The sequence below is a fragment of the Streptacidiphilus pinicola genome (assembly GCF_003258295.1).
GTDB classification, from domain to species: Bacteria; Actinomycetota; Actinomycetes; order Streptomycetales; family Streptomycetaceae; genus Streptacidiphilus; species Streptacidiphilus pinicola.
Map to the genome: position 1 here is coordinate 26,964 of NZ_QKYN01000054.1, position 18,810 is coordinate 45,773.

At 73.5% G+C, this 18,810-nt stretch carries 18 protein-coding genes; 10 read left to right on the plus strand and 8 right to left on the minus strand.

The genetic code is table 11. The features are described 5' to 3' along the window. Position 1 precedes the first annotated feature (1 nt). From DN069_RS14175 to DN069_RS14195, 5 genes are all read right to left on the minus strand, one after another. Positions 2 to 568, minus strand: a complete 567-nt coding sequence (locus tag DN069_RS14175; RefSeq protein WP_111501323.1) for a DUF5565 family protein — start codon at positions 566 to 568, stop codon at positions 2 to 4. Positions 569 to 624: 56 nt separating this feature from the next. Next, complete coding sequence (locus DN069_RS14180; protein ID WP_111501324.1) at positions 625 to 2,187, minus strand: long-chain-fatty-acid--CoA ligase; 1,563 nt, start codon at positions 2,185 to 2,187, stop codon at positions 625 to 627. A gap of 106 nt (positions 2,188 to 2,293) precedes the next feature. Continuing rightward, positions 2,294 to 3,460: a GDSL-type esterase/lipase family protein gene (locus tag DN069_RS14185; protein WP_111501325.1), complete on the minus strand. Its 1,167-nt coding sequence runs from the start codon at positions 3,458 to 3,460 to the stop codon at positions 2,294 to 2,296. A 74-nt stretch (positions 3,461 to 3,534) separates the two neighbouring features. Further along, a complete protein-coding gene (locus tag DN069_RS14190; RefSeq protein WP_111501326.1) occupies positions 3,535 to 4,110 on the minus strand; it encodes a TetR/AcrR family transcriptional regulator in 576 nt (191 codons plus the stop codon). Between the two features lie 60 nt (positions 4,111 to 4,170). Continuing rightward, positions 4,171 to 4,746, minus strand: a complete 576-nt coding sequence (locus DN069_RS14195) for a hypothetical protein (RefSeq protein ID WP_111501327.1) — start codon at positions 4,744 to 4,746, stop codon at positions 4,171 to 4,173. 284 nt (positions 4,747 to 5,030) lie between these two features. Between DN069_RS14195 and DN069_RS14200 the strand changes: the two genes are divergently transcribed. The 3 genes from DN069_RS14200 to DN069_RS14210 all read left to right on the plus strand — a co-directional run bounded on the left by DN069_RS14200 (position 5,031) and on the right by DN069_RS14210 (position 7,529). Further along, positions 5,031 to 5,291: a hypothetical protein gene (locus DN069_RS14200; RefSeq protein ID WP_111501328.1), complete on the plus strand. Its 261-nt coding sequence runs from the start codon at positions 5,031 to 5,033 to the stop codon at positions 5,289 to 5,291. Positions 5,292 to 5,339: 48 nt separating this feature from the next. After that, complete coding sequence (murJ, locus tag DN069_RS14205; RefSeq protein WP_111501329.1) at positions 5,340 to 7,001, plus strand: murein biosynthesis integral membrane protein MurJ; 1,662 nt, start codon at positions 5,340 to 5,342, stop codon at positions 6,999 to 7,001. 63 nt (positions 7,002 to 7,064) lie between these two features. Further along, positions 7,065 to 7,529, plus strand: a complete 465-nt coding sequence (locus DN069_RS14210; RefSeq protein WP_111501330.1) for a phage tail protein — start codon at positions 7,065 to 7,067, stop codon at positions 7,527 to 7,529. Here the strand turns inward: DN069_RS14210 and DN069_RS14215 are convergent. Beyond that, positions 7,513 to 8,454, minus strand: coding sequence for a LysR family transcriptional regulator (locus tag DN069_RS14215; protein ID WP_111501352.1), 942 nt, complete (start codon positions 8,452 to 8,454; stop codon positions 7,513 to 7,515). The two genes, DN069_RS14210 and DN069_RS14215, sit on opposite strands and share 17 nt — an antisense overlap. 146 nt (positions 8,455 to 8,600) lie before the next feature. On the opposite strand from DN069_RS14215, the gene DN069_RS14220 reads away from it, so the two are divergent. Then, entirely contained in the window at positions 8,601 to 9,869 is a 1,269-nt protein-coding gene (locus DN069_RS14220) for an MFS transporter (protein ID WP_111501331.1), read from the plus strand. Between the two features lie 7 nt (positions 9,870 to 9,876). Here the strand turns inward: DN069_RS14220 and DN069_RS14225 are convergent, their stop codons facing one another. Further along, positions 9,877 to 10,764, minus strand: a complete 888-nt coding sequence (locus tag DN069_RS14225; protein ID WP_111501332.1) for a LysR family transcriptional regulator — start codon at positions 10,762 to 10,764, stop codon at positions 9,877 to 9,879. A gap of 68 nt (positions 10,765 to 10,832) precedes the next feature. Between DN069_RS14225 and DN069_RS14230 the strand changes: the two genes are divergently transcribed. The 6 genes from DN069_RS14230 (at position 10,833) to DN069_RS14255 (ending at position 16,575) form a co-directional block, all read left to right on the plus strand. Then, positions 10,833 to 11,723, plus strand: coding sequence for an EamA family transporter (locus tag DN069_RS14230; protein ID WP_111501333.1), 891 nt, complete (start codon positions 10,833 to 10,835; stop codon positions 11,721 to 11,723). A gap of 84 nt (positions 11,724 to 11,807) precedes the next feature. Next, complete coding sequence (locus tag DN069_RS14235; protein ID WP_243639211.1) at positions 11,808 to 13,085, plus strand: FUSC family protein; 1,278 nt, start codon at positions 11,808 to 11,810, stop codon at positions 13,083 to 13,085. Then, the gene (locus tag DN069_RS14240) at positions 13,078 to 13,620 is read left to right on the plus strand and encodes a MarR family winged helix-turn-helix transcriptional regulator (RefSeq protein WP_111501335.1); all 543 of its coding nucleotides are present in this window, start codon (positions 13,078 to 13,080) and stop codon (positions 13,618 to 13,620) included. Before DN069_RS14235 ends, DN069_RS14240 begins: the two co-directional genes overlap by 8 nt. 123 nt (positions 13,621 to 13,743) lie before the next feature. Then, on the plus strand, positions 13,744 to 14,145 hold the full coding sequence (locus DN069_RS14245) for a YciI family protein (protein WP_111501336.1): 402 nt from the start codon (positions 13,744 to 13,746) through the stop codon (positions 14,143 to 14,145). 59 nt (positions 14,146 to 14,204) lie between these two features. Continuing rightward, positions 14,205 to 15,458 carry an RNA polymerase sigma factor gene (locus DN069_RS14250; protein ID WP_111501337.1) on the plus strand — a complete coding sequence of 418 codons (1,254 nt, stop codon included), beginning with the start codon at positions 14,205 to 14,207 and terminating at the stop codon, positions 15,456 to 15,458. A gap of 166 nt (positions 15,459 to 15,624) precedes the next feature. Further along, entirely contained in the window at positions 15,625 to 16,575 is a 951-nt protein-coding gene (locus DN069_RS14255) for a patatin-like phospholipase family protein (RefSeq protein WP_111501338.1), read from the plus strand. An 84-nt stretch (positions 16,576 to 16,659) separates the two neighbouring features. Here the strand turns inward: DN069_RS14255 and asnB are convergent, their stop codons facing one another. Then, positions 16,660 to 18,513 (minus strand): asparagine synthase (glutamine-hydrolyzing), encoded by a 1,854-nt coding sequence (gene asnB, locus DN069_RS14260; RefSeq protein WP_111501339.1) that lies wholly within the window; start codon positions 18,511 to 18,513, stop codon positions 16,660 to 16,662. Between the last annotated feature and the right edge of the window lie 297 nt (positions 18,514 to 18,810).

The window sequence follows — 18,810 nt, forward strand, 5'->3', positions numbered from 1 at the left end:
CTCAGGTCTGGTGGAAGTCGCGGGCCTTGATCTTGACCATCCGGCCGTCGGGGTGGTGCCAGACCAGCCCCTCGCAGCCGTCCGCCTCGGCGGCGGCGAGCGCCGTCTTGCGGATACCGTCGAACGTCAGCTCCGGCACGGCCAGGCGCTCCGCGGTCGCGTGCTCGATCAGCCGGTGCCGCTGCTCGCGCTCGGGGTTGCCGTTGACCTTGGGCCCGACCAGCTCGTACGTGCCCGCCCTCGGGCCGTCGGTGTCGGGGTGGTTCGCCAGCGCCTCGGCGTGGAACTTCGCGAACGCCGACTGGCCGATGGGCTCCCAGCCCATCGTCTTCCCCGTCACCTCGTCGGTCGTCACGGGCACGTAGCTCGCGGGAGGGGTCTTGCCGGGCTTCACCTCGCGGCGCGCCCACCACTTCCCCAAGTCGTCGAGCATGACGCAGGTGCCGTCGTACTTCCTCGTCGCGGTTCCGAACCCTTCGAGCACCCACTCGCAGCCGGGGTTGACCTCCGGCAGGACGTGGGCGCGGTCGTCGGGGTCCCGCTGGAACAGGGTGGGGATCTTCTTCATGGACGGCTCCCGGGTCGGATCTCTGAGCGAGGATCGTACGCGGGTGTTCCGGCAGATCAGGAATGCTTTTTGACGTCCCGCCCGCTCTCGCGCAGGTGGCGGTCGCGCAGTTCGCGCTTGAGGATCTTGCCGGCGCCGGAGACGGGCAGCGCGTCGGCGAAGGCGAAGCTGCGGGGCGCCTTGTAACCCGCGATCAGGGCGCGGACGTGGGTGCGCAGCTCGTCCTCCGTCGCGGTGGCGCCGGGGCGCAGGACGACGACCGCGTGGACGCGTTCGCCCCAGAGGCGGTCCGGGAGGCCGAGGACGGCGCAGGAGGCGACGGCGGGGTGCTGGGTGAGGGCGTTCTCGACCTCCGCGGAGTAGACGTTCTCGCCGCCGGAGATGATCATGTCCTTGATCCGGTCGGTGATGAAGACGTAGCCGGCCTCGTCCATGTAGGCCGCGTCGCCGGTGTGCAGCCAGCCGTCGCGCAGCGCGGCGGCGGTCTCGTCCGGGCGGTTCCAGTAGCCCAGCATCAGGTGGTCGCCGCGGCACAGCAGTTCGCCGATCTCACCGCGCGGGAGCTCCGCGCCGTCGGGGCCGGCGACGCGGACCTCGCAGTGGGCGGCGGCGCGCCCCGCGGAGCGGAGCAGGTCCCCGCCGGTACGGTGCTCCTCCGCGCCGAGGACGGTGTTGATGGCGGTCTCGGTCATGCCGTACCCCTGGGTGAACCGCGCCTGCGGGAACAGGTCCATGGCGCGCTTGAGCAGGGACTCGGAGACCGCGGAGGCGCCGTAGCCGATGTGCCGCAGCCCGCTCAGGTCGGCGTCGGCGGCGTCCGGGTGGTCGACGAGCATCTGCAGCATCGTCGGCACCAGCCCGAGCGAGGTCACGCGGTGGCGGGCCACGGCGTCGAGCACGCCCGCGACGGTGAAGCCGGGCAGGAACACGACCGTTCCGCCGACGGTGAGCTGGGCGAGCCAGCCGGTCAGCGCCGCGATGTGGAACATGGGCGCGCTGACGAGCTGGCAGCCGCCGGGCACGGCCGACTGACGGGAGACCTGGGTGCCCAGGGTGGAGGTGACCAGCCCGCGGTGACTGACCATCACGCCCTTGGGGGAGCCGGTCGTCCCGCCGGTGTACAGCAGCGCGGCGAGGGTGTCACCGCCGGCCCGCGCGTCCGGGACGGGATCGGCGCCCGCGACGAGCTCCTCGTAGCCCCGCATCCCGGCCGGGGTGGCGCCGTCCCCGCAGTGCACGACGGCGTCAGCGGCGAGGTCCGGGCACTCTTCGAGCAGCCGCGGGACCGCGTCGGTGAAGTCGTCGTCGACGAAGAGGACGCGCGCGCCCGAGTCGTTCAGGCCGTAGGCGATCTCCGCCGGGCTCCAGCGGGTGTTGAGCGGGGTGACCACGGCGCCCGTCCACCACGCCGCGAAGAAGATCTCGTGGTACCGGTCCGAGTTGCCCGCGAGCAGGGCCACCCGGTCGCCCGCGGCGACGCCGAGCCCGCGCAGGGCGGATGCCAGCCGGGCGACCCGGTCCACCGTCTCGCGCGCGGTGTGCGCGCGGTCGCCGCACACCGTCATCAGGCGTTCGGGCGCGACCTGTATCGCGCGGTGCAGCGCCTGGGTGAGGTACATACGCCACCATTCCCGGGTCGGCGAGAGAGCAGGACGGCCGTGACCTCGCACTCTTCCGCATCTGGTTGCAAATAGCAATAGATCCGGAGCTCGCCCAGCCGCACACTCAGGGCGCGAAGGGTCCGCCGGGTGCGAAGGCGCGACGGGCGAAGTTGGCCGCGATGCGGCGGTGGCCCGCCGGGTCGGGGTGGACCTCGTCCGGCAGCGGGAACTCCGCGTAGTCGGCGGGACCGTAGAGCTCGCGCCCGTCCAGGTAGTGCAGGTTCGGGTCCTCGGCCGCGCGCTCGGCGACGATGCGGGCGAGGACCTCGCGGATGACGGTCAGGGTGAGCCGCCCGGCGGCACGCTCGGCCGGGTCGCCGGTGGCCTTGAAGCGGACCGTCCCGGCGCCGAAGTCGGGCGCCAGCGGTCCCGGGGTGTCCTCCTGGACGGGGCAGAGCAGCGCCGAGACGACCAGCAGCGGCGTCGTGGGGTGGCCCTCGCGGATGGTGTCGAGGAAGCCGTGCACGGCGGGGCCGAAGGCGCGCAGGCGCATGGCGTCGCTGTTGACGACATTGATGCCGATCTTCATGCTGATCAGGTCGGCGGGCTGGTCGCGCATGGTCCGGGCGGTGAAAGGATCGAGCAGGGCGCTGCCGCCGAAGCCGAGGTTCACCAGCTCCACGCCGCCCTCGGCGGCGGCGAGCGCGGGCCAGATCGAGGTCGGCGCGGCGGCGTTCGAGCCGTGGCTGATCGAGCTGCCGTGGTGCAGCCAGCGTCGGCGGCCGCGCTCGGGCACGGGGGCGATCGGCGCGTCGGCGCGCAGGGCGATCAGCTCGGTCGTCTCGTTGTGCGGCAGCCAGATCTCGACGTCCTTCTCACCCGGCGGCAGCCCCTCGAAGCGGGCGGTGCCGGGTTTGCCCGGCTGGAGTTCGGCGGCGCCGGTCGTCAGGTCGAACAGGCGCCGGTGGCCGTCGGCGATTCTGGCCTGCGCCGCCAACGTCCCGTCCGCGACGAGCTCGTAGACGCCGTCGGGCAGGGCGGGCGCGCCGCGGAAGGCGCGCTTGGTGGGCAGGGCGTCCAGCTCGACCACGGTGGCCGCGGTGCGGAAGGCCAGGCGGACGCCAGAGGGCTGGGACTCGGCCAGGACGAACTGTTCGTCGGGGAGCTGCTTGCGGGCCCAGGCGGGCAGCCGGTGCGGCAGCAGGCCGTGGGCGGTGTGCTCGACGTCGAGGTGGCCGCGCAGCAGCGCCTCGGTGACGGGGGTGGTGAGGAGCGGGGCGTCAGCGTGCATGGTCAGGGCTCTTCGTCCGGTCGACACCCCGCCAGGCCGCGGCCGGGACGGGGTGATGGGTGGGGTGGGGGTGGTCAGTGCGGGTCGTCGCGGCGGGCGCGCAGCATCGCGTCGAGGGCGTCGACGGTCCAGGCCCAGGACGCGTCGGCGGCGACCAGGGTGTGGCTGAAGCCGCCGGCCGCCTCCAGGCTGACGAAGCCGTGGAAGACGCTGCCCAGCATCCGTACCGCGTGCGTCTGGTCGGGCTCGTCGAGGTCGTAGGCGCGCAGCAGGGCGCGCGTCATCTGCGCGTGCCGCACGCCCGCGCTCGCCGCCGCGGTCTCCCGGTCGAGCCGGAAGCGGGCGGCGTCGTAGCGGCCGGGGTGCTCGTGGGCGTAGGCGCGGTAGGCGTCGGCGAAGGCGGCGAGCGCGTCCCGCCCCGCGCGTCCGGCCACAGCGTCGGCGACGCGGTCGGCGAGCTCCTCCAGGGCCAGCAGCGCGATCCGGGTCTTCAGCTCGTGGGAGCTCTTCAGGTGCGAGTACAGGCTGGCGACCTTGACGTCGAAGCGCCGGGCCAGGGCCGAGAGGGTGACCTGCTCGAAGCCGACCTCGTCGGCCAACTCCGCACCGGCGAGCGTCAGTCGCTCCGCACTCAGTCCCACACGAGCCATAGCCGTCCCTCCATCAAGCTATGACCATTATGCATTTGCCTAAAGGTATTAGCAAGCACCTCAGGCGCGCGACGGCAGCTCCGTTCGGGCGGCGCTGAACTGGATCACGACGGGCCGCCCGCGCCCGCCCATCGGCCGGGACTGCGAATGACGCTGCACCAGGCCCCGGTTGGCCGCGCTGTGCAGAACGAACCGCAGCCAGTCCGCGTCCGCCCCGATCTGCGCGGCGATCTGCGGCGCACTGAAACGCCGTTCCGGCTCGGCGGCCAGCACCTCGAGCGCGCGGTCGAGATGCCGGCCCGGCCGCCCGCGCCGCCCCGGCTCTCCCCCCGACGCGCCGCCGGAGCCCGGCCCGCCGACACGGCGGCTGCCGGGCTCGTGCACGAGCGCGACCGGCACCCGCGGCGCCCGGGGCCTCGGCATCAGCGCCTCGTCGGGCAGCAGTTCGAGCCCGGAGACGTCCCCGTCGAGCAGGGCCTGCAGCCGGGTCCGGGCCTCCTCGATACCCCTCAGTTCCCGCACGACCTCCTGCAGCAGCGCCAGCCGACGCTGCTCCGCGCGTACGCGCTCCTCGAAGATGGGCAGGCAGTCGGTCGGGTCCGCCACCAGGTCGGCCGGCGTCAGGTCCGCGATCACGCCGCGACCGTATTACCCGCCCACCGCATGACACCACTGACGCCCGGCACCACCACCCGAACGAAGGACAACGGGCCCGCGACGAGCCCCGATCCGGGCGCCGGCGCGTCACGATTGGATCACTCGAACAAGACCTGCCAGTGCCCGAAACCTCCAACTTCGCGACCGCGCGGCCCAGTTCCGCCCACGCCACTCGCCATGCCCCCGTCAGACGCGTCTCACCAGGCAAAAGAGGCTCCCGAAGGACTCCCCCAGCGACCCCCGCAGGGCGTACCCTCCCGGCCATGGACCCCGTGCTCGCCAGCGCCGTCGCCCCCGTCGCCACGGCGCATCCGACCGACCCGATCCACTGGCGCAACCATCACGTCCCGATCACCGCGCCGGTGCCCGTCCCGTGCCGGGCGCGGATCGACGACGAGGTCGTGAGCATCGACAGCTGCCGCGGCAACGGACCCTATGTCGTGCACCTCACCGAGCCGCTGAAGCAGCCTCACCCGCTCGGCTCGCCCCTCACGGTACTGGAGGGGACGGACATCTCCGGGTGATCCGGGCACTCGCCGTTCCCGCCCGGCGCGTTCCCCTAGGTTGTGATCATGGGACGACACGCGAAGCGGCGGAGTGCGGACGGCGGGACGGTGGCCCGCTCCTCGGCGCTGCTGGCCCTGGGGACGGTGGTCTCCCGCGCCACCGGCCTGGTGCGGCTGGCGCTGCAGGCGGCCGCGCTCGGCCTCGGCGCCCACGCTGACGCGTACAACACCGCCAACACCCTGCCGACCAGCCTCTACACGCTGATGATCGGCGGCGCGCTCAACTCGGTCCTCGTCCCACAGCTGGTGCGGGCCCGCGTCGAGCACCCGGACGGCGGCCGGGCGCACGAGCAGCGGCTGCTGACGATGATGCTGGTCCTGCTGGCGGCGGGCACCGCGCTGGCGCTGCTGTTCACCCCGCAGATCGTCGCGCTGCTGACGCCGTCAGGGCCCGGCACGGAGGCGAACTTCCGGCTGACGGTGGCGTTCGCGCGACTTCTGCTGCCGCAGGTGTTCTTCTACGGGCTGTTCTTTATACTCGGTCAGCTGCTCAACGCGCGCGGCAGGTTCGGCGCTATGGGCTGGGCGCCGGTGCTCAACAACGTCGTACTGATCGGCCTGTTCGGCCTCTACATCGCGCTGTCGCACGGCAGCGGCGGGCAGCTGAGCCCCGGCCAGGTGGACGTGCTCGGCATCGCGACGACCGCCGGTATCGCGCTGCAGTCGCTGTGCCTGCTGCCGGCGCTGGCCCGGGCCGGCTTCTCCTTCCGGCCGCGCTTCGACTGGCGCGGCACGGGCCTGCGGCGCAGCCTCGGCGCGGCCCGCTGGACGCTGCTGTTCGTGCTGGTCAACCAGGTCGCGCTGGCTGTGGTGACCCGGTACGCCAACGCGGTCGACACCGCGGACAAGAACGCGCACGCCGGCAACACGGCGTACTTCTTCGCCCAGAACATCTGGATGCTGCCGCAGTCGGTCATCACCGTCTCGCTGGTCACCGCGATGCTGCCGCGGGTGAGCCGGGCCGTCTCCGAACGCCGTCTGGACGACGCGCGCGCCGACCTGTCGCGGGCGCTGCGCACCACGGGCGTCGTGATCGTGCCCGCCGCGTTCTTCTTCCTCGCGTTCGGGCCGCAGATAGCCGTCCTGCTCTTCGGTCACGGCAGCGGCAGCGGCGCCGACGGCGGCCCGGCCGCCGCGGGACCGCTGGGCACGATGCTGCAGGCCTTCGCCCTGGGCCTGATCCCCTTCTCCGCCCAGTACCTGCTGCTGCGCGGCTTCTACGCCTTCGAGGACACCCGGACGCCGTTCTGGACGGCGGTGTGGATCTCGGTGCTCGACATCGCCCTGGCCACCGCATGCCACCTGTGGCTGCCGACCCGTCAGGTCGCGGTCGGCATGGCCGGCGCGTACGCCGTCTCCTACGCGGTCGGCCTGCTGATCACCGCCCACCGGCTGCGCCGCCGCCTCGAACGCCGCCTGGACGGCAGGCGGCTGGTGCGCACCTACGGCAAGCTCGTCGCCGCGGCCTCGTTCGCCGGCCTCGCCGGGTGGGCCGTCGCCCACGCCCTGACCGGATCCGCAGCGCTCGCCGGCCGGCCCACCGGCGCGGCGCTGTCCGCGCTGACGGCGGGCGGGGTGGTGATGCTGGGCGCGTTCGTCCTGGCCTGCCGCGCGCTGGGCGTCGAGGAGCTGCGCGACGTGCCGGCCCGGTTGCCGTTCCGGCGGTGACGGACCAAGGTCGACAGTGATCCCTGGTGGGATGGTCCGCGCGGTTCGTCTTCAGGAGGATGCATGCCGTACGCCGTCGACTTCGTGAACGTGTCCACCGTCGGCCTGGAGTCCTCCCCGGTCGCGGACGCGCTCGCGGGGTTGCGCGCCAACGAGGCCCGCTACTTCAAGAACAAGTACGACCACGTCTTCACGGTGACGCCGGTGGACGAGGCCCCCGAGGTGCTCGACTACGTGAACCGGATCCTCGCCGAGGAGCGGGACATCACCATCGGCTCGCGCCCGTTGGAGGTCTCCGCCTTCGAGGTGGAGGGGATCCGGATGGCCTACGTCTTCTACGAGTCCGGTCTGTCGGTCAACGTGATGTACGACCTCGACGAGACCAAGAAGCGGGCGGTCGGCTTCAAGCTCTCGGAGGGCATGGAGGTCCCGGAGGAACTGGCGGAGCGATTCAAGTTCGCGCGGCAGAAGTCGAAGCTGGCCGGCGTGATCCGCGGCTCCTTCTTCGTCATCAAGGGCGCGTACTGAGCGCCCACCGCGGCACCCACGTGCCGGGGGCGCCGTAACCGGGCGAGGCGGCCGCGAGGTGGGCCCGCAGGGCGGCCAGGGCGGGGTGCGGGTTGTCGCGGTGCCACAGCAGTGAGTGCGGGTAGACGGGCTTCGGGTCGGTGACCGGGATGCGGCGCAGGCCGTACCCGGTCGGCCAGACAAGCCGGGTGAGGCCGCCCATGAAGGTGGCCAGCGCCGGGGTGTCCGCGATGGTGTCCAGCAGGGCGTCGGTGCCGAAGTTGGGGCCGGTGGCCTCGATGGTGAGCCCGAACTCGGCGACCAGGTCCTCGTAGTAGGCGGCCCACTCGGTGCCCGCGGCGAGGCCGGGCATCCAGATCCGGTGGCCGACCAGCTGATCCAGGGTCACCGAACGGGCGTTCGCCAGCGCGTGGCCGGATCCGGTGAACAGGTCGAGCGGCTCGTCGACGACGCGGACGGACGCGATGTCGTCGGGCAGCGGACGGCCGGGCATGGTGACGGCGCGGAAGGACGCGTCGATCGCGCCGGAGCGGATCGCGTGGACGGCCGCGTCGATCTCGAAGAGCGTCACCACGTCGAGGTCGATCTCGGGGTTGGCCTGGTGGAAGCCACGCAGCAGCCCCGACTGGGCGGAGCGCGAACTGAGCACGTCCACGCGCAGCGGGCGGCGGCCGGCACGGACGGAGGCGACGGCCCGCTCGGAGACGCGCAGCAGCTCGCGGGCGTGGGGCAGGAAGGCCTGCCCGTCGATGGTCAGCTCGGCGCCGCGGGGGGTGCGCGTGAACAGCCGCACGCCCAGGGCGCGCTCCAGTGCGGCGATGCGCTTGGAGACGGCCTGCTGGGTGACGGCCAGCTCGGCGGCGGCGTCCTGGAAGCGGCCGGCGTCGGCGGCGACGACGAAGGTGCGCACGGAGTCGAGATCCATGCCGCCCACCCTAGGGGCACAACCAGAGGTTGTGCCTGGGTGCCTCCCCGGTTGTTTGATCCCCAGGTCGGGTCACCGCTTTGATGTCCCAGGTCGCGGATCGGTTGTGCCGGCACGGGTGCGGATGAGGGCGAGGGGCGTCGGGCATGGGGAGCAGGCAGCGGTTCGAGGGACTGCTGGGGCAGCGGCTGGGACGCCGGTTCGGCTGGCTGTGGGCCGCGTACGGGACGAGCGCGCTCGGCACCTGGCTGGCGTTCGGGGCGTTCCCGCTGATCGCGATCCGGGTGCTGCACGCCGGCCCGGCGGAGGTCGCGGCGCTCTCCTCGGTGGGGAGCGCGGTCGGCGCGGCGGTGGCCGTGCCGCTGGGCCCGTGGGTGGAGTTCCGTCGCAAGCGGTCCGTGCTGGTGGCGATGGACCTGGCGCGGTTCGCGGCGCTGCTGACGGTGCCGGCCGCCTACGCCCTCGGGGTGCTCTCCTTCCTGCAGCTGCTGCTGGTCTCGGTCGTGGTGGCGGCGGCCGACATCACCTTCCGGGCCGCGTCCGGCGCCTTCCTCAAGACGCTGGTGCCAGCGGCGGACCTGCTCGTGGCCAACGCCCGGTTCGAGTCCACGGCCTGGACCACCACCATCATCGGGCCGCCGCTGGGCGGCCTGGCGATCGGCCTGCTGGGCCCGGTGGCGACGGTCGTGGCCGACGCCGCCAGCTACCTGCTCTCCGCGCTGGGCATCCTGGCCACCGGCGGGCAGGAGCCGCGCCCGGAGCGAGGTGACACGACGCGGCTGCGCGGCGGGGACCTGCTCGACGGCTGGCGGTTCGTCCTCGCCGATCCGACGCTGCGTCCGCTGTTCTTCAACAGCGCCCTGTTCAACGGCCTGGTCATGGCGACCCAGCCGCTGCTGGCCGTGCTGATGCTCAGCCGGCTCGGGTTCACCCCCTGGCAGTTCGGCCTCGCCTTCGCCGCCCCCTCGGTCGGCGGCCTGCTGGGTTCGCGGCTGGCGCGCCCGCTGACGGCGCGGCTGGGGCAGCACCGGACGATGGCCGCGTCCGGGGCGCTGCGCGCGGTCTGGCCCGTCGGTCTGGCTTTCGTCGGGCCTGGGACGGGCGGACTGCTGCTGGTGATCGGCGTGGAACTCGGCCTGATCTTCTGCTGCGGCGTCTTCAACCCGGTCTCGGCCACCTGCCGCCTGGAGCGGACCGCCCCCGAGCGGGTGGCCCGGCTGCTCTCCGCCTGGTCGGTCACGAGCAAGGCGTCCACGGCGGCTCTCACCGCGCTGTGGGGCGTGCTCGGCACGGTGCTCGGCCTGCGCCCGGCGATCGGCCTCGCCGGTGTCCTGCTGCTGGCGACCCCGCTGCTGCTCCCTCGCCGCGCGGCCGCCCCGCTGGCCGAACCGGAGCCGACCCCGAGCCACGCCTGACAGCACGTCAGGGCTGGCGCGCCGAGCCGGACTTCTTGGCGGCGCCCTCCGCGTACAGCTCGGAGATGAGCGCGACGGCCTCCGCCGTGGCCGGGTGGGGCTCGCGGCGCGGCCAGACCACGTGTACGGGGACGGGCGCGGCCCCGCGCAGCGGGCGGAAGGCGATGCCCTCGCGGCGGTACTGCGTCGCGGTGCTCTCCGGGGTGATGCCGATGCAGCGCCCGGTGGTGATGGCGGCGAGCCAGTCGTCGATGTCCTTGGTGTGGCTGAGGGTGGGCCGGCCGCCGGTGGGCCACAGTTCGGGCGTGGTGGTACCGGTGCGGCGGTCGACGACGACCGTGCGCTCCCGCGTCTCGGCCAGGCCCACCGACCGACGCCGGGCCCACGGGTCGTCCGACGCGACGGCCACGACCCGCCGTTCGACCCCGACCACGGTCGAGGCGAAGCGTTGCGCGTCGACCGGCCCGCGGACGACCGCGAGGTCGCAGACGCCCTCGGCGAGTCCGCCGGTGGAGGTGTTGGTGCGGATGAACTGCAGCTCGATCCCCGGGTGGGCCGCGGCCCAGCGCCGTTGGAAGGCCGCGGTGTGATGGCCCATCGCACCCCAGGCGTGACCGATCCGCAGCCGGGTGTGGCCGGTGGCGACCTCGCGCACCAGCGCGTCGACCTCAGCGAGCAGGTGCCGGGCGCGGGCCAGCACGAGCGTCCCGGTGGGCGTCGGCGCGATGCTGCGACTGGTGCGGTGCAGCAGCCGGACCCCGAACGCGGTCTCCAGCCCCGCCAGAGTGCGGGAGACGGCGGCCTGAGAGACGCCGAGCTCCAGCGCGGCGTCGGTGAAGCTCCCGGTGTCGACGATCGCCACCAGGCAGCGCAGTTGCTTCAGCTCGAGATCCATACGCTCAGCGTATAGCTGCTGCCATGGATGCATTTTGCGTATCAGTCTCGGCGGCTCATGCTGCCGGTATGACGACCTCCACAGCGTCCACCGACCGGACGGCGAACGGCCCTCAGGCCGACGGCTCGCGGGCGACCGGAATCGCGATGATGCTCGGCAGCGCGCTGTCCAACCAGCTCGGCGCGGCGACCGGCGCGCTCGCCTTCCCCGCCATCGGCCCGGCCGGGGTGGTCGCGGTGCGGCAGTGGGTCGCCGCGGTCGTGCTGCTGGCCGCCGGGCGACCGCGGGTCCGCCGGTTCACCTGGTCCCAGTGGTGGCCGGTGCTGCTCCTGGCGCTGGTCTTCGCGACGATGAACCTGAGCCTCTACACGGCCGTCTCCCGCGTCGGCCTCGGCCTGGCCGTGACGCTGGAGTTCCTCGGCCCGCTGACCGTGGCGCTGGCCGCGTCCCGCCACCGGGCCGACCTGGTCTGCGCGTTGGTGGCGGGCGCGGGTGTGGTCTCACTGCTGCGCCCGAGGCCCACCACGGACTACCTCGGCCTCGGCCTGGGTCTGACGGCCGCGGCGTGCTGGGCCGCGTACATCCTGCTCAACCGCCTCATCGGCGCCCGCCTGCCCGGCACCGAGGGCCCGGGCGCGGCCGCCGCGCTGTCCGGCCTGCTCTACCTGCCGGTCGGCGCTGTGGTCTTCACCCACCACGCGCTCACCGCGCGGGCCCTCGCCTGCGCGACGGCGGCCGGTCTGCTCTCCTCCGTGGTGCCCTTCCTCGTCGACATGCTCGCACTGCGCCGCGTCCCGACGCAGTTCTTCGGGGTCTTCATGAGCGTCCACCCCGTCATGGCCGCCCTGGTCGGCCTGGTCGTCCTCGACCAGCGCCTCCCCCTGGCCGACTGGCTCGCCATCGCCGCCGTCGTCGCCGCGAACACCGCCAGCGCCCTGACCTCCGCCCGGCGCGCCTGACGCGCCTGACGCGGGGCGCCTGGGCGGCGCGACGCCCCTGAGCCAGGATTATTTTACGAGTGAAACACTTGCTAAACTGTCCGCATGCCCATGCCCCACAACCCCGCCCTCCCCCTGCGCGGCTCCCTGCGGCTGCGGCCCGCCGTCGGCCCGTGGCACCGGCCCGCCTTCAGCGTCGCCGTCGCGACGGCGCTGCCGAACCTGCTGCTGCTCGCGCTCGGCCGGCTGGACCTGGTGCCCTACACGGCGGCCGGGACGATGTGCGCGCTGTTCGCCCACGCGCTCCCCTACCGGGAGCGGGCCCGGGCGCTGGCGTGGGTGGTCGCCGGGATGGCGGCGAGTGTCGCCGTGGCGCTGACCGCCGCATCGCTGACCCGCTCGGCGGTCGTGCTGGTGGGGCTCGCCGCGCTGATGGCGGCCGTGCAGAAGCTGCTCTGCGACGCCACGCGTCTCGGGCCGCCCGGGAACGTGATCTTCACCTTCGTCACCGCCTCGGCGTTCTTCCTGCCGCAGCAGCTCGGCCGGATACCGGGGCATCTGGCACTGGTCGCCCTCGGCGGGCTGGTCGCCTGGCTGGTCTGCCTGGCGCCCGCGGTGGTGCGCGAGCACGGCCCGGCGCTCACCCTCGCCCGGCCGGGCCTGCCGCGACGGCTGCGGATGCATCTGCCGCTGGCCGTGCGGGTGGGCGTGGGCTGCGCACTGGCCGGCTGGGCCTCGCTCGCGGCCGGGGTCGGGCACCCCTACTGGGCGGTGGTCACCGCGGCGGCCGTGCACCGCGCCAACACCAGCGTCTCGTTCCAGCGCGCATGGCAGCGCACCGTCGGCAGCCTGCTGGGCCTCGTGGTCTTCTCCGTCGCCGTGCCGCTGACCCACCTGCCGCGGCTCGGCGCGCTGCCGGCGCTGCTGTTCGTCGCCGCCTGTCAGGTCGGCGCGGAGGCGACGATCACCCGCAACTACTGGCTCGCCCAGGTCTTCGTGACGCCGATGGCGCTGCTGCTGGTCAGCCTCGGCAGCACGGAGCCCGTGGGCACGCTCGTCGGGGACCGATGGCTCGACACGCTGTTCGGGGCGGGGCTCGGGATGGCCGGGGCGTTCCTGGTGACGAACCGGCGCGCGGGCGAGCGCCTCACCGCGGCGCTGCACCAGGCGCGGGCCGCCCAGCAGGCGGCGCGGACCGGGGCGACCCGCGCCGAGGCGCGCGACCGGCTCGCCGACACGCTCCACGAGCTGCGAGAATCCGCCGACGGACATGCGGGAGAGTGGTGGCAGCAACCGGCACCGTCGCAGGAGGTGGCGCAGGTGGAGCGGGAGGGGCACCGGATGCTGGCCCTGTTGACGGAACGGCAGGCGGCCCATGTCTGAGCGCGCCCCGGAACAGCCCGGCCGTGAGGACATCGTCACCGGCATCATGCGCCAGTGGCAGCAGGTCCACCCCGGGCTCGACCTCGAACCGATCGGCGTGATCGGCCGGATCAACCGCTGCGCCGCCCTGCTGCAGCAGGCCGCCGACGCGCAGCTGCGCCCGCAGCAGCTGACCCGCGCCGAGTTCGACCTGCTCGGCACGCTGCGCCGCTCCGGCCGGCCGCTCACCGCGGGCGAGCTGACCCGGGAGACCTTCGCCTCCGGCGCGGCCGTGACCAAACGGCTGCGGCGCCTGGAGCAGCACGACCTGGTGGAGCGCCGAATCGACGAACGGGACCGGCGCGTCGCGCATCTGACGCTGACCGACGCCGGCCGCGAGCTCGCCGACCACACCCTGCCGGACCAGCTGAACCGCGAGCAGGCGCTGCTCTCCGGTCTCCCGCCCGAGCACCGCGAACAGCTCGCCGAGCGACTGGCAGAGCTGCTGCTGCTCCTGGAGGGCAGCATCGGGCAGATCTCCCGCGCCGCGAACTGAGCTCCGGGCCGATCTCCAAGATTTTTCGGCGAAGTGCGTCGAGGATGTCGAAAACGCCGGACGTGCTTCTACCTACCCGTGAGAGCCCACCAAGGGCGGGTACGACGAACGAGGAGCGGAACGATGAAGTACATGCTGCTGATGCAGTTCAGCGAGAAGAACACCGACTTCCCCAAGATCGACGAGTGGTCGCCCGAGGAGCTGCGGGCCCACATCCGCTTCATGCAGGAGACCAACCGGGGGCTGTCCGCCTCCGGCGAGCTGGTCGACGCCCAGGGCCTGGCCATGCCGGACACCGCGAAGATCGTCCGTTCGCACAGCGGCGGCGCCCCCGTGGTGACCGAGGGCCCGTTCGCGGAGTCGAAGGAGTGGGTGGCCGGCTGGTGGATCGTGGACTGCGAGACCGAGCAGCGCGCCGTCGACATCGCCGCCGAGGTCTCCGCGGCGCCTGGCCCCGGCGGTCGGCCGCTGAACATGCCGATCGAGGTGCGCCAGGTGATGTCCGCGCCGCCCACGGACCTCTGATCCCTCGCTCGCCCGCCGTTTCCGCGCGGTGACCCCGTCTCACCTGTGACCATGGACGGGTGACCGTGCTCGAACCCGACGTCGAGGACCTGCTGCGCACTCTCGCGCCGCAGGTCGTCGGCGTGCTGACGCGCCGCTACGGCGACTTCGCCACCGCCGAGGACGCCGTGCAGGAGGCGCTGCTGGACGCCGCCGCGCAGTGGCCGGACGAGGGCGTGCCGCGCAACCCGCGCGGCTGGCTCGTCCAGGTCGCGAACCGGCGGATGACGGAGCAGGTCCGCAGCGAGCAGGCGCGCCGCCGACGCGAGGAGCTGGTCGCCGGACAGGTCCCGGCCGACCGCCGCGCCGCGCCCGGAGCGGACGCGGTCGACGAGGGCGGGCAGGACGACACGCTGACCCTCCTCTTCCTGTGCTGCCACCCCGTCCTCTCCCCCGCCTCGGCGATCGCGCTGACGCTGCGCTCGGTCGGCGGCCTGACGACGGGTGAGATCGCGCGGGCCTTCCTGGTGCCCGAGGCGACGATGGGTCAGCGGATCAGCCGGGCCAAGCAGCGGATCAAGTCCTCCGGCGTGCCGTTCCGGATGCCCGGCGCGGCCGAATGGCCCGCCCGGCTGGACGCGGTGCTGCACGTGCTCTACCTGATCTTCAACGAGGGCTACACCAGCAGCACCGGCACCGAGCTGCGCCGCGTCGAGCTCGCGCGCGAGGCGATCCGCCTCACCCGCGCGGTGCACGCGCTGCTGCCGGACGACGCCGAGGTGACCGGGCTGCTGGCGCTCATGCTGCTGACCGAGGCCCGCGGGCCGGCACGCACGGGCCCCGACGGTGAGCTCGTGCCGCTCGCCGAGCAGCACCGCGACCGCTGGGACGCGAACGCGATCGCCGAGGGCGTCGCGCTGGTCACCGCCGCCCTGCCGAGCGGGCCGGTCGGCCCCTACCAGGTGCAGGCGGCGATCGCGGCCGTCCACGACGAGGCGCCGACGGCGGCCGACACGGACTGGGCGCAGATCCTGGCGCTCTACGGTGTGTTGGCGCGCATCTCCGACAACCCGCTGATCACCCTGAACCGCGCCGTCGCGCTCGCGATGGTCGACGGCCCCGCGGCGGGTCTCGCGCTGCTCGCCGATCCCCCGCCCGCGCTCGCCGCCCACCACCGCCTCTTCGCGGTCCGCGCCCACCTCCACGAACTCGCGGGCGACCGCGACGCCGCCGTCGCCGACTACCGCGCGGCGGCGCACCGCACCGCGAGCCTGCCGGAGCGCCACCACCTCTCGCTCCGCGCGGCCCGCCTGGCCGCGGAGGCCGACGGCTGAGCCGTCGGGCTGATAGATTGCCGTCGACCGCGACACCGGCCCAGGAGGTGAGACCCATGAACGCTGCAGCAATGTGGGTGCTCCCCCTTTCCGTCACGGTCGGGCGGCTGACGTAGGTGTCGCCGGGAGCGCCTGGACCACAGGGCACTCCTGAAAGGCAACACCCATGGATCACAACCTTGCTCTGGTTCTCGGTGGCGGTGGCGCCGCCGGAAACGCGTGGGCGATCGGCATCGTCGCCGGCCTGGCCGAAGCCGGCCTCGATCTGACCGAGACCGCCGATCTGGTGATTGGCACCTCCTCCGGTGCCACGGCGGCGGCGCAGGTGCGCAGCGGCATCCCGGCGGCCGAACTGCTGGCCGCGATCGTGTCCGCGCCGGTCCGTCCGGCCGGTCAGCACGGGCCGGGCGGCCCCGGCGGCCCCGGTGCGCGCGGCGCACAGAACCAGAACCGGCCGCCGTCCCTCCCTGCGGAGACCGTCTTCGCGCGGATGCGCGCCATCTCCGCCGCCGCCACCTCGGCGGCCGAACTCCAGCGCGCCATGGGCGCGTTCGGGTTGGAGAGCGACGCCGTGCTCGCCCCCGGGGCGGCGCAGCGGCGGGCGCTGGTCGCCTCCCGACTGCCGCACCCCGAGTGGCCGGAGCGGCCGATGATCGTGGCGGCTCTCAACGCGCACACCGGCGAGCTGACCGCCTTCGACCGCGACTCCGGCGTCGAGCTGGTGGACGCGGTCACCGCGAGCACCGCGCTGCCCGGCATGGCCCCGACGCACGACATCAACGGCACGCACTACATCAACGGCGGCGTGCGCTCCACCGAGAACGCGGACCTCGCCACGGGCTACGCCAACGTCCTGGTGCTCACGCCGCTGACCCGGCGCAGCCAGACTCCGCCCCCTCCGGGCCAGTTCGAGGGCCTGCGCCGGCTGCCGGGCGCGGACCTGGACAGCCAGGTCGAGACCCTGCGCCGCCAGGGCAGCCGCGTCGAGGTGATCACCCCGGACGCCGACTCGGTCGCCGCCATGGGCACGGACCAGATGGACCTGGCGACCCGCGCCCCGTCCGCCCGTGCCGGCTACGCCCAGGGCAGGCGGGAGGCGGCCCGCCTGACGTTCTGACGGGTCACCAGGTGGTCCTCGGCTCCTCCGTCCACGGCGGCTGAGCCCCGCCCGGGGGCGGGGCTCAGCCGGACCGAGCGGGTGTCAGATGTCGAGCGTGACGTCGTACGAGCGCAGCCAGGTGTCGAGGGCGAGGACGACCTCAGCGGAGTTGCGCAGCTCGGGGCCGGGCGCGTGGCTGACGGTGTCGGCCGTGGCGCCGAGGTCGAGGAGGTCGCGGGCGGGGGCGTCGGTGTCGGCGAGCAGGGCGCGGAGGTCGCCGCGCAGGGTCTCGGCGTAGGCGGGGTCCTGGGTGGAGGGGTAGGGGCTCTTGACGCGTTCGGCGACCACGTCCGGCAGGACGTCGCGGGCGGCGGCGCGCAGCAGGGACTTCTCGCGGCCGTCGAAGGTCTTCATCGCCCAGGGGGCGTTGAAGACGTACTCGACGAGGCGGTGGTCGCAGAAGGGGACGCGGACCTCGAGGCCGGTGGCCATCGAGGCGCGGTCCTTGCGGTCGAGCAGGAACTGGACGAAGCGGGTCAGGTGCAGGTGGCTGATCTCGCGCATCCGGCGCTCGACGCCGCTCTCCCCGGCCAGGCGCGGGACCTCGGCGATCGCCTCGTGGTAGCGCTCGCGCACGTAGCCGGCCATGTCGATCTTGCCCAGCAGGCCGGGCGCGAGGAGCGCCTCGCGGCTGAGCCGGGTCTGGTCGGCGGCGAAGCCCCGCTGGATCGCCCAGAGCCAGGGGAAGGTGTCGGCCGCGACGGCCGCCGGGTCGTGGAACCAGGCGTAGCCGCCGAAGATCTCGTCGGCGGACTCGCCGGACAGGGCGACCGTCGTCTGCTCGCGGATGGCCTTGCACAGCAGGTAGAGCGAGGTGTCGCCCTCGCCCATGCCGATGGGCAGGTCGCGCGCGAGCAGCACCGCGTCGCGGTGGGCGCGGTCGGTCAGCGCAGCGGTGTCCAGGACAATGTCGCGGTGGTCGGCGCCGACGTGCTCGGCGAGCGCGTGGGCGTAGGGGCCGTCGGGGGTGGCGCGCATCGCGTCGGGGCGGAAGTTCTCGGTCTGGCCGACGAAGTCGACGGCGAAGGAGCGGACCGGCCCGCGTCCGCTCTCGCGCAGCGACTCGGCGGCCAGCGCGGTGATCACGGAGGAGTCGAGGCCGCCGGAGAGCAGCGTGCACAGCGGCACATCGGCGATCAGCTGGCGCTGCACGATGTCGTCGAGCAGCTCGCGGACGTGGTGGACGGTGGTGGCGAGGTCGTCGGTGTGCTCGTGGGCCTCGAGCGCCCAGTAGCGGCGCTCGGTCAGGCCGCCGCGGCGCACCCGCAGCGTGTGGCCGGGCCGCAGTTCGCGCATGCCGCGGTAGACGGCGTGGCCGGGGGTCTTCACGAAGGCGAGCAGCTCGGCCAGGCCTTCGGCGTCGACGACGGCGCGGGCGAGCGGGTGGGCGAGGATCGCCTTGGGCTCGGAGCCGAAGAGCAGGCCGTCGGCGGTCGGGTAGTAGTAGAGCGGCTTGATGCCCATCCGGTCGCGCACCAGCAGCAGCTCCTCGCTGCGCGGGTCCCACAGCGCGAACGCGTACATGCCGTTGAGGCGGCGGGTGAAGTCCTCGCCCCACTCGAGGTAGGCGCGCAGCGCCACCTCGGTGTCGCTGGCGGTGGTGAAGGCGTGGCCGCGGGCGACCAGCTCGGCGCGCAGCTCGCGGTAGTTGTAGATCTCGCCGCTGTAGGTGGTGGCGAGCAGGGTGCGGCCGTCGTGGGTGACGGTCATCGGCTGGGCGCCGCCCTCGAGGTCGATCACCGCGAGGCGGCGGTGGCCGAGCGCGGCGTGGGTGTCGAGCCAGACGCCGCCGGCGTCGGGGCCGCGGTCGGCCATGGTGGCGTTCATCGCGGCAAGGACGGTGTGTTCGGTGGTCAGGTCGCGCTCGTAGGAGACCCATCCAGTGATCCCGCACATACGGCTCGGGTGCCTTTCTCCGAGAGTCGGCGCGTCGCCCCGGTGGGCGGGGCGTGGCCGGTCCGCTGCGGCCCGCCGACATGATCACGCTAAGCACGTTGGATGTACGACGCAATCATTACTCCGCCTCAAGGTCATGTTCAGGCCAATCCTGCGCAGCCGGTTTGGCGCGCGCAAACGTGGCAGCACCCGGCCTGGCGGGACGCACACGAAGCATGACGGCCGTCCCGTCGGTCGCCGATCTGACCCGAACTGGACGTCCGCTCCCGGCCACGGTCTCTCACACCTGCGGATTCA

Coding starts and splice junctions, on each gene's coding strand:
- DN069_RS14175 (WP_111501323.1), bottom strand. CDS start 568: ATGAAGAAGATCCCCACCCTGTTCCAGCGGGACCCCGACGACCGCGCC.
- DN069_RS14180 (WP_111501324.1), bottom strand. CDS start 2,187: ATGTACCTCACCCAGGCGCTGCACCGCGCGATACAGGTCGCGCCCGAA.
- DN069_RS14185 (WP_111501325.1), bottom strand. CDS start 3,460: ATGCACGCTGACGCCCCGCTCCTCACCACCCCCGTCACCGAGGCGCTG.
- DN069_RS14190 (WP_111501326.1), bottom strand. CDS start 4,110: ATGGCTCGTGTGGGACTGAGTGCGGAGCGACTGACGCTCGCCGGTGCG.
- DN069_RS14200 (WP_111501328.1), top strand. CDS start 5,031: ATGGACCCCGTGCTCGCCAGCGCCGTCGCCCCCGTCGCCACGGCGCAT.
- murJ (WP_111501329.1), top strand. CDS start 5,340: ATGGGACGACACGCGAAGCGGCGGAGTGCGGACGGCGGGACGGTGGCC.
- DN069_RS14210 (WP_111501330.1), top strand. CDS start 7,065: ATGCCGTACGCCGTCGACTTCGTGAACGTGTCCACCGTCGGCCTGGAG.
- DN069_RS14215 (WP_111501352.1), bottom strand. CDS start 8,454: ATGGATCTCGACTCCGTGCGCACCTTCGTCGTCGCCGCCGACGCCGGC.
- DN069_RS14220 (WP_111501331.1), top strand. CDS start 8,601: ATGGGGAGCAGGCAGCGGTTCGAGGGACTGCTGGGGCAGCGGCTGGGA.
- DN069_RS14225 (WP_111501332.1), bottom strand. CDS start 10,764: ATGGATCTCGAGCTGAAGCAACTGCGCTGCCTGGTGGCGATCGTCGAC.
- DN069_RS14230 (WP_111501333.1), top strand. CDS start 10,833: ATGACGACCTCCACAGCGTCCACCGACCGGACGGCGAACGGCCCTCAG.
- DN069_RS14235 (WP_243639211.1), top strand. CDS start 11,808: ATGCCCATGCCCCACAACCCCGCCCTCCCCCTGCGCGGCTCCCTGCGG.
- DN069_RS14240 (WP_111501335.1), top strand. CDS start 13,078: ATGTCTGAGCGCGCCCCGGAACAGCCCGGCCGTGAGGACATCGTCACC.
- DN069_RS14245 (WP_111501336.1), top strand. CDS start 13,744: ATGAAGTACATGCTGCTGATGCAGTTCAGCGAGAAGAACACCGACTTC.
- DN069_RS14255 (WP_111501338.1), top strand. CDS start 15,625: ATGGATCACAACCTTGCTCTGGTTCTCGGTGGCGGTGGCGCCGCCGGA.
- asnB (WP_111501339.1), bottom strand. CDS start 18,513: ATGTGCGGGATCACTGGATGGGTCTCCTACGAGCGCGACCTGACCACC.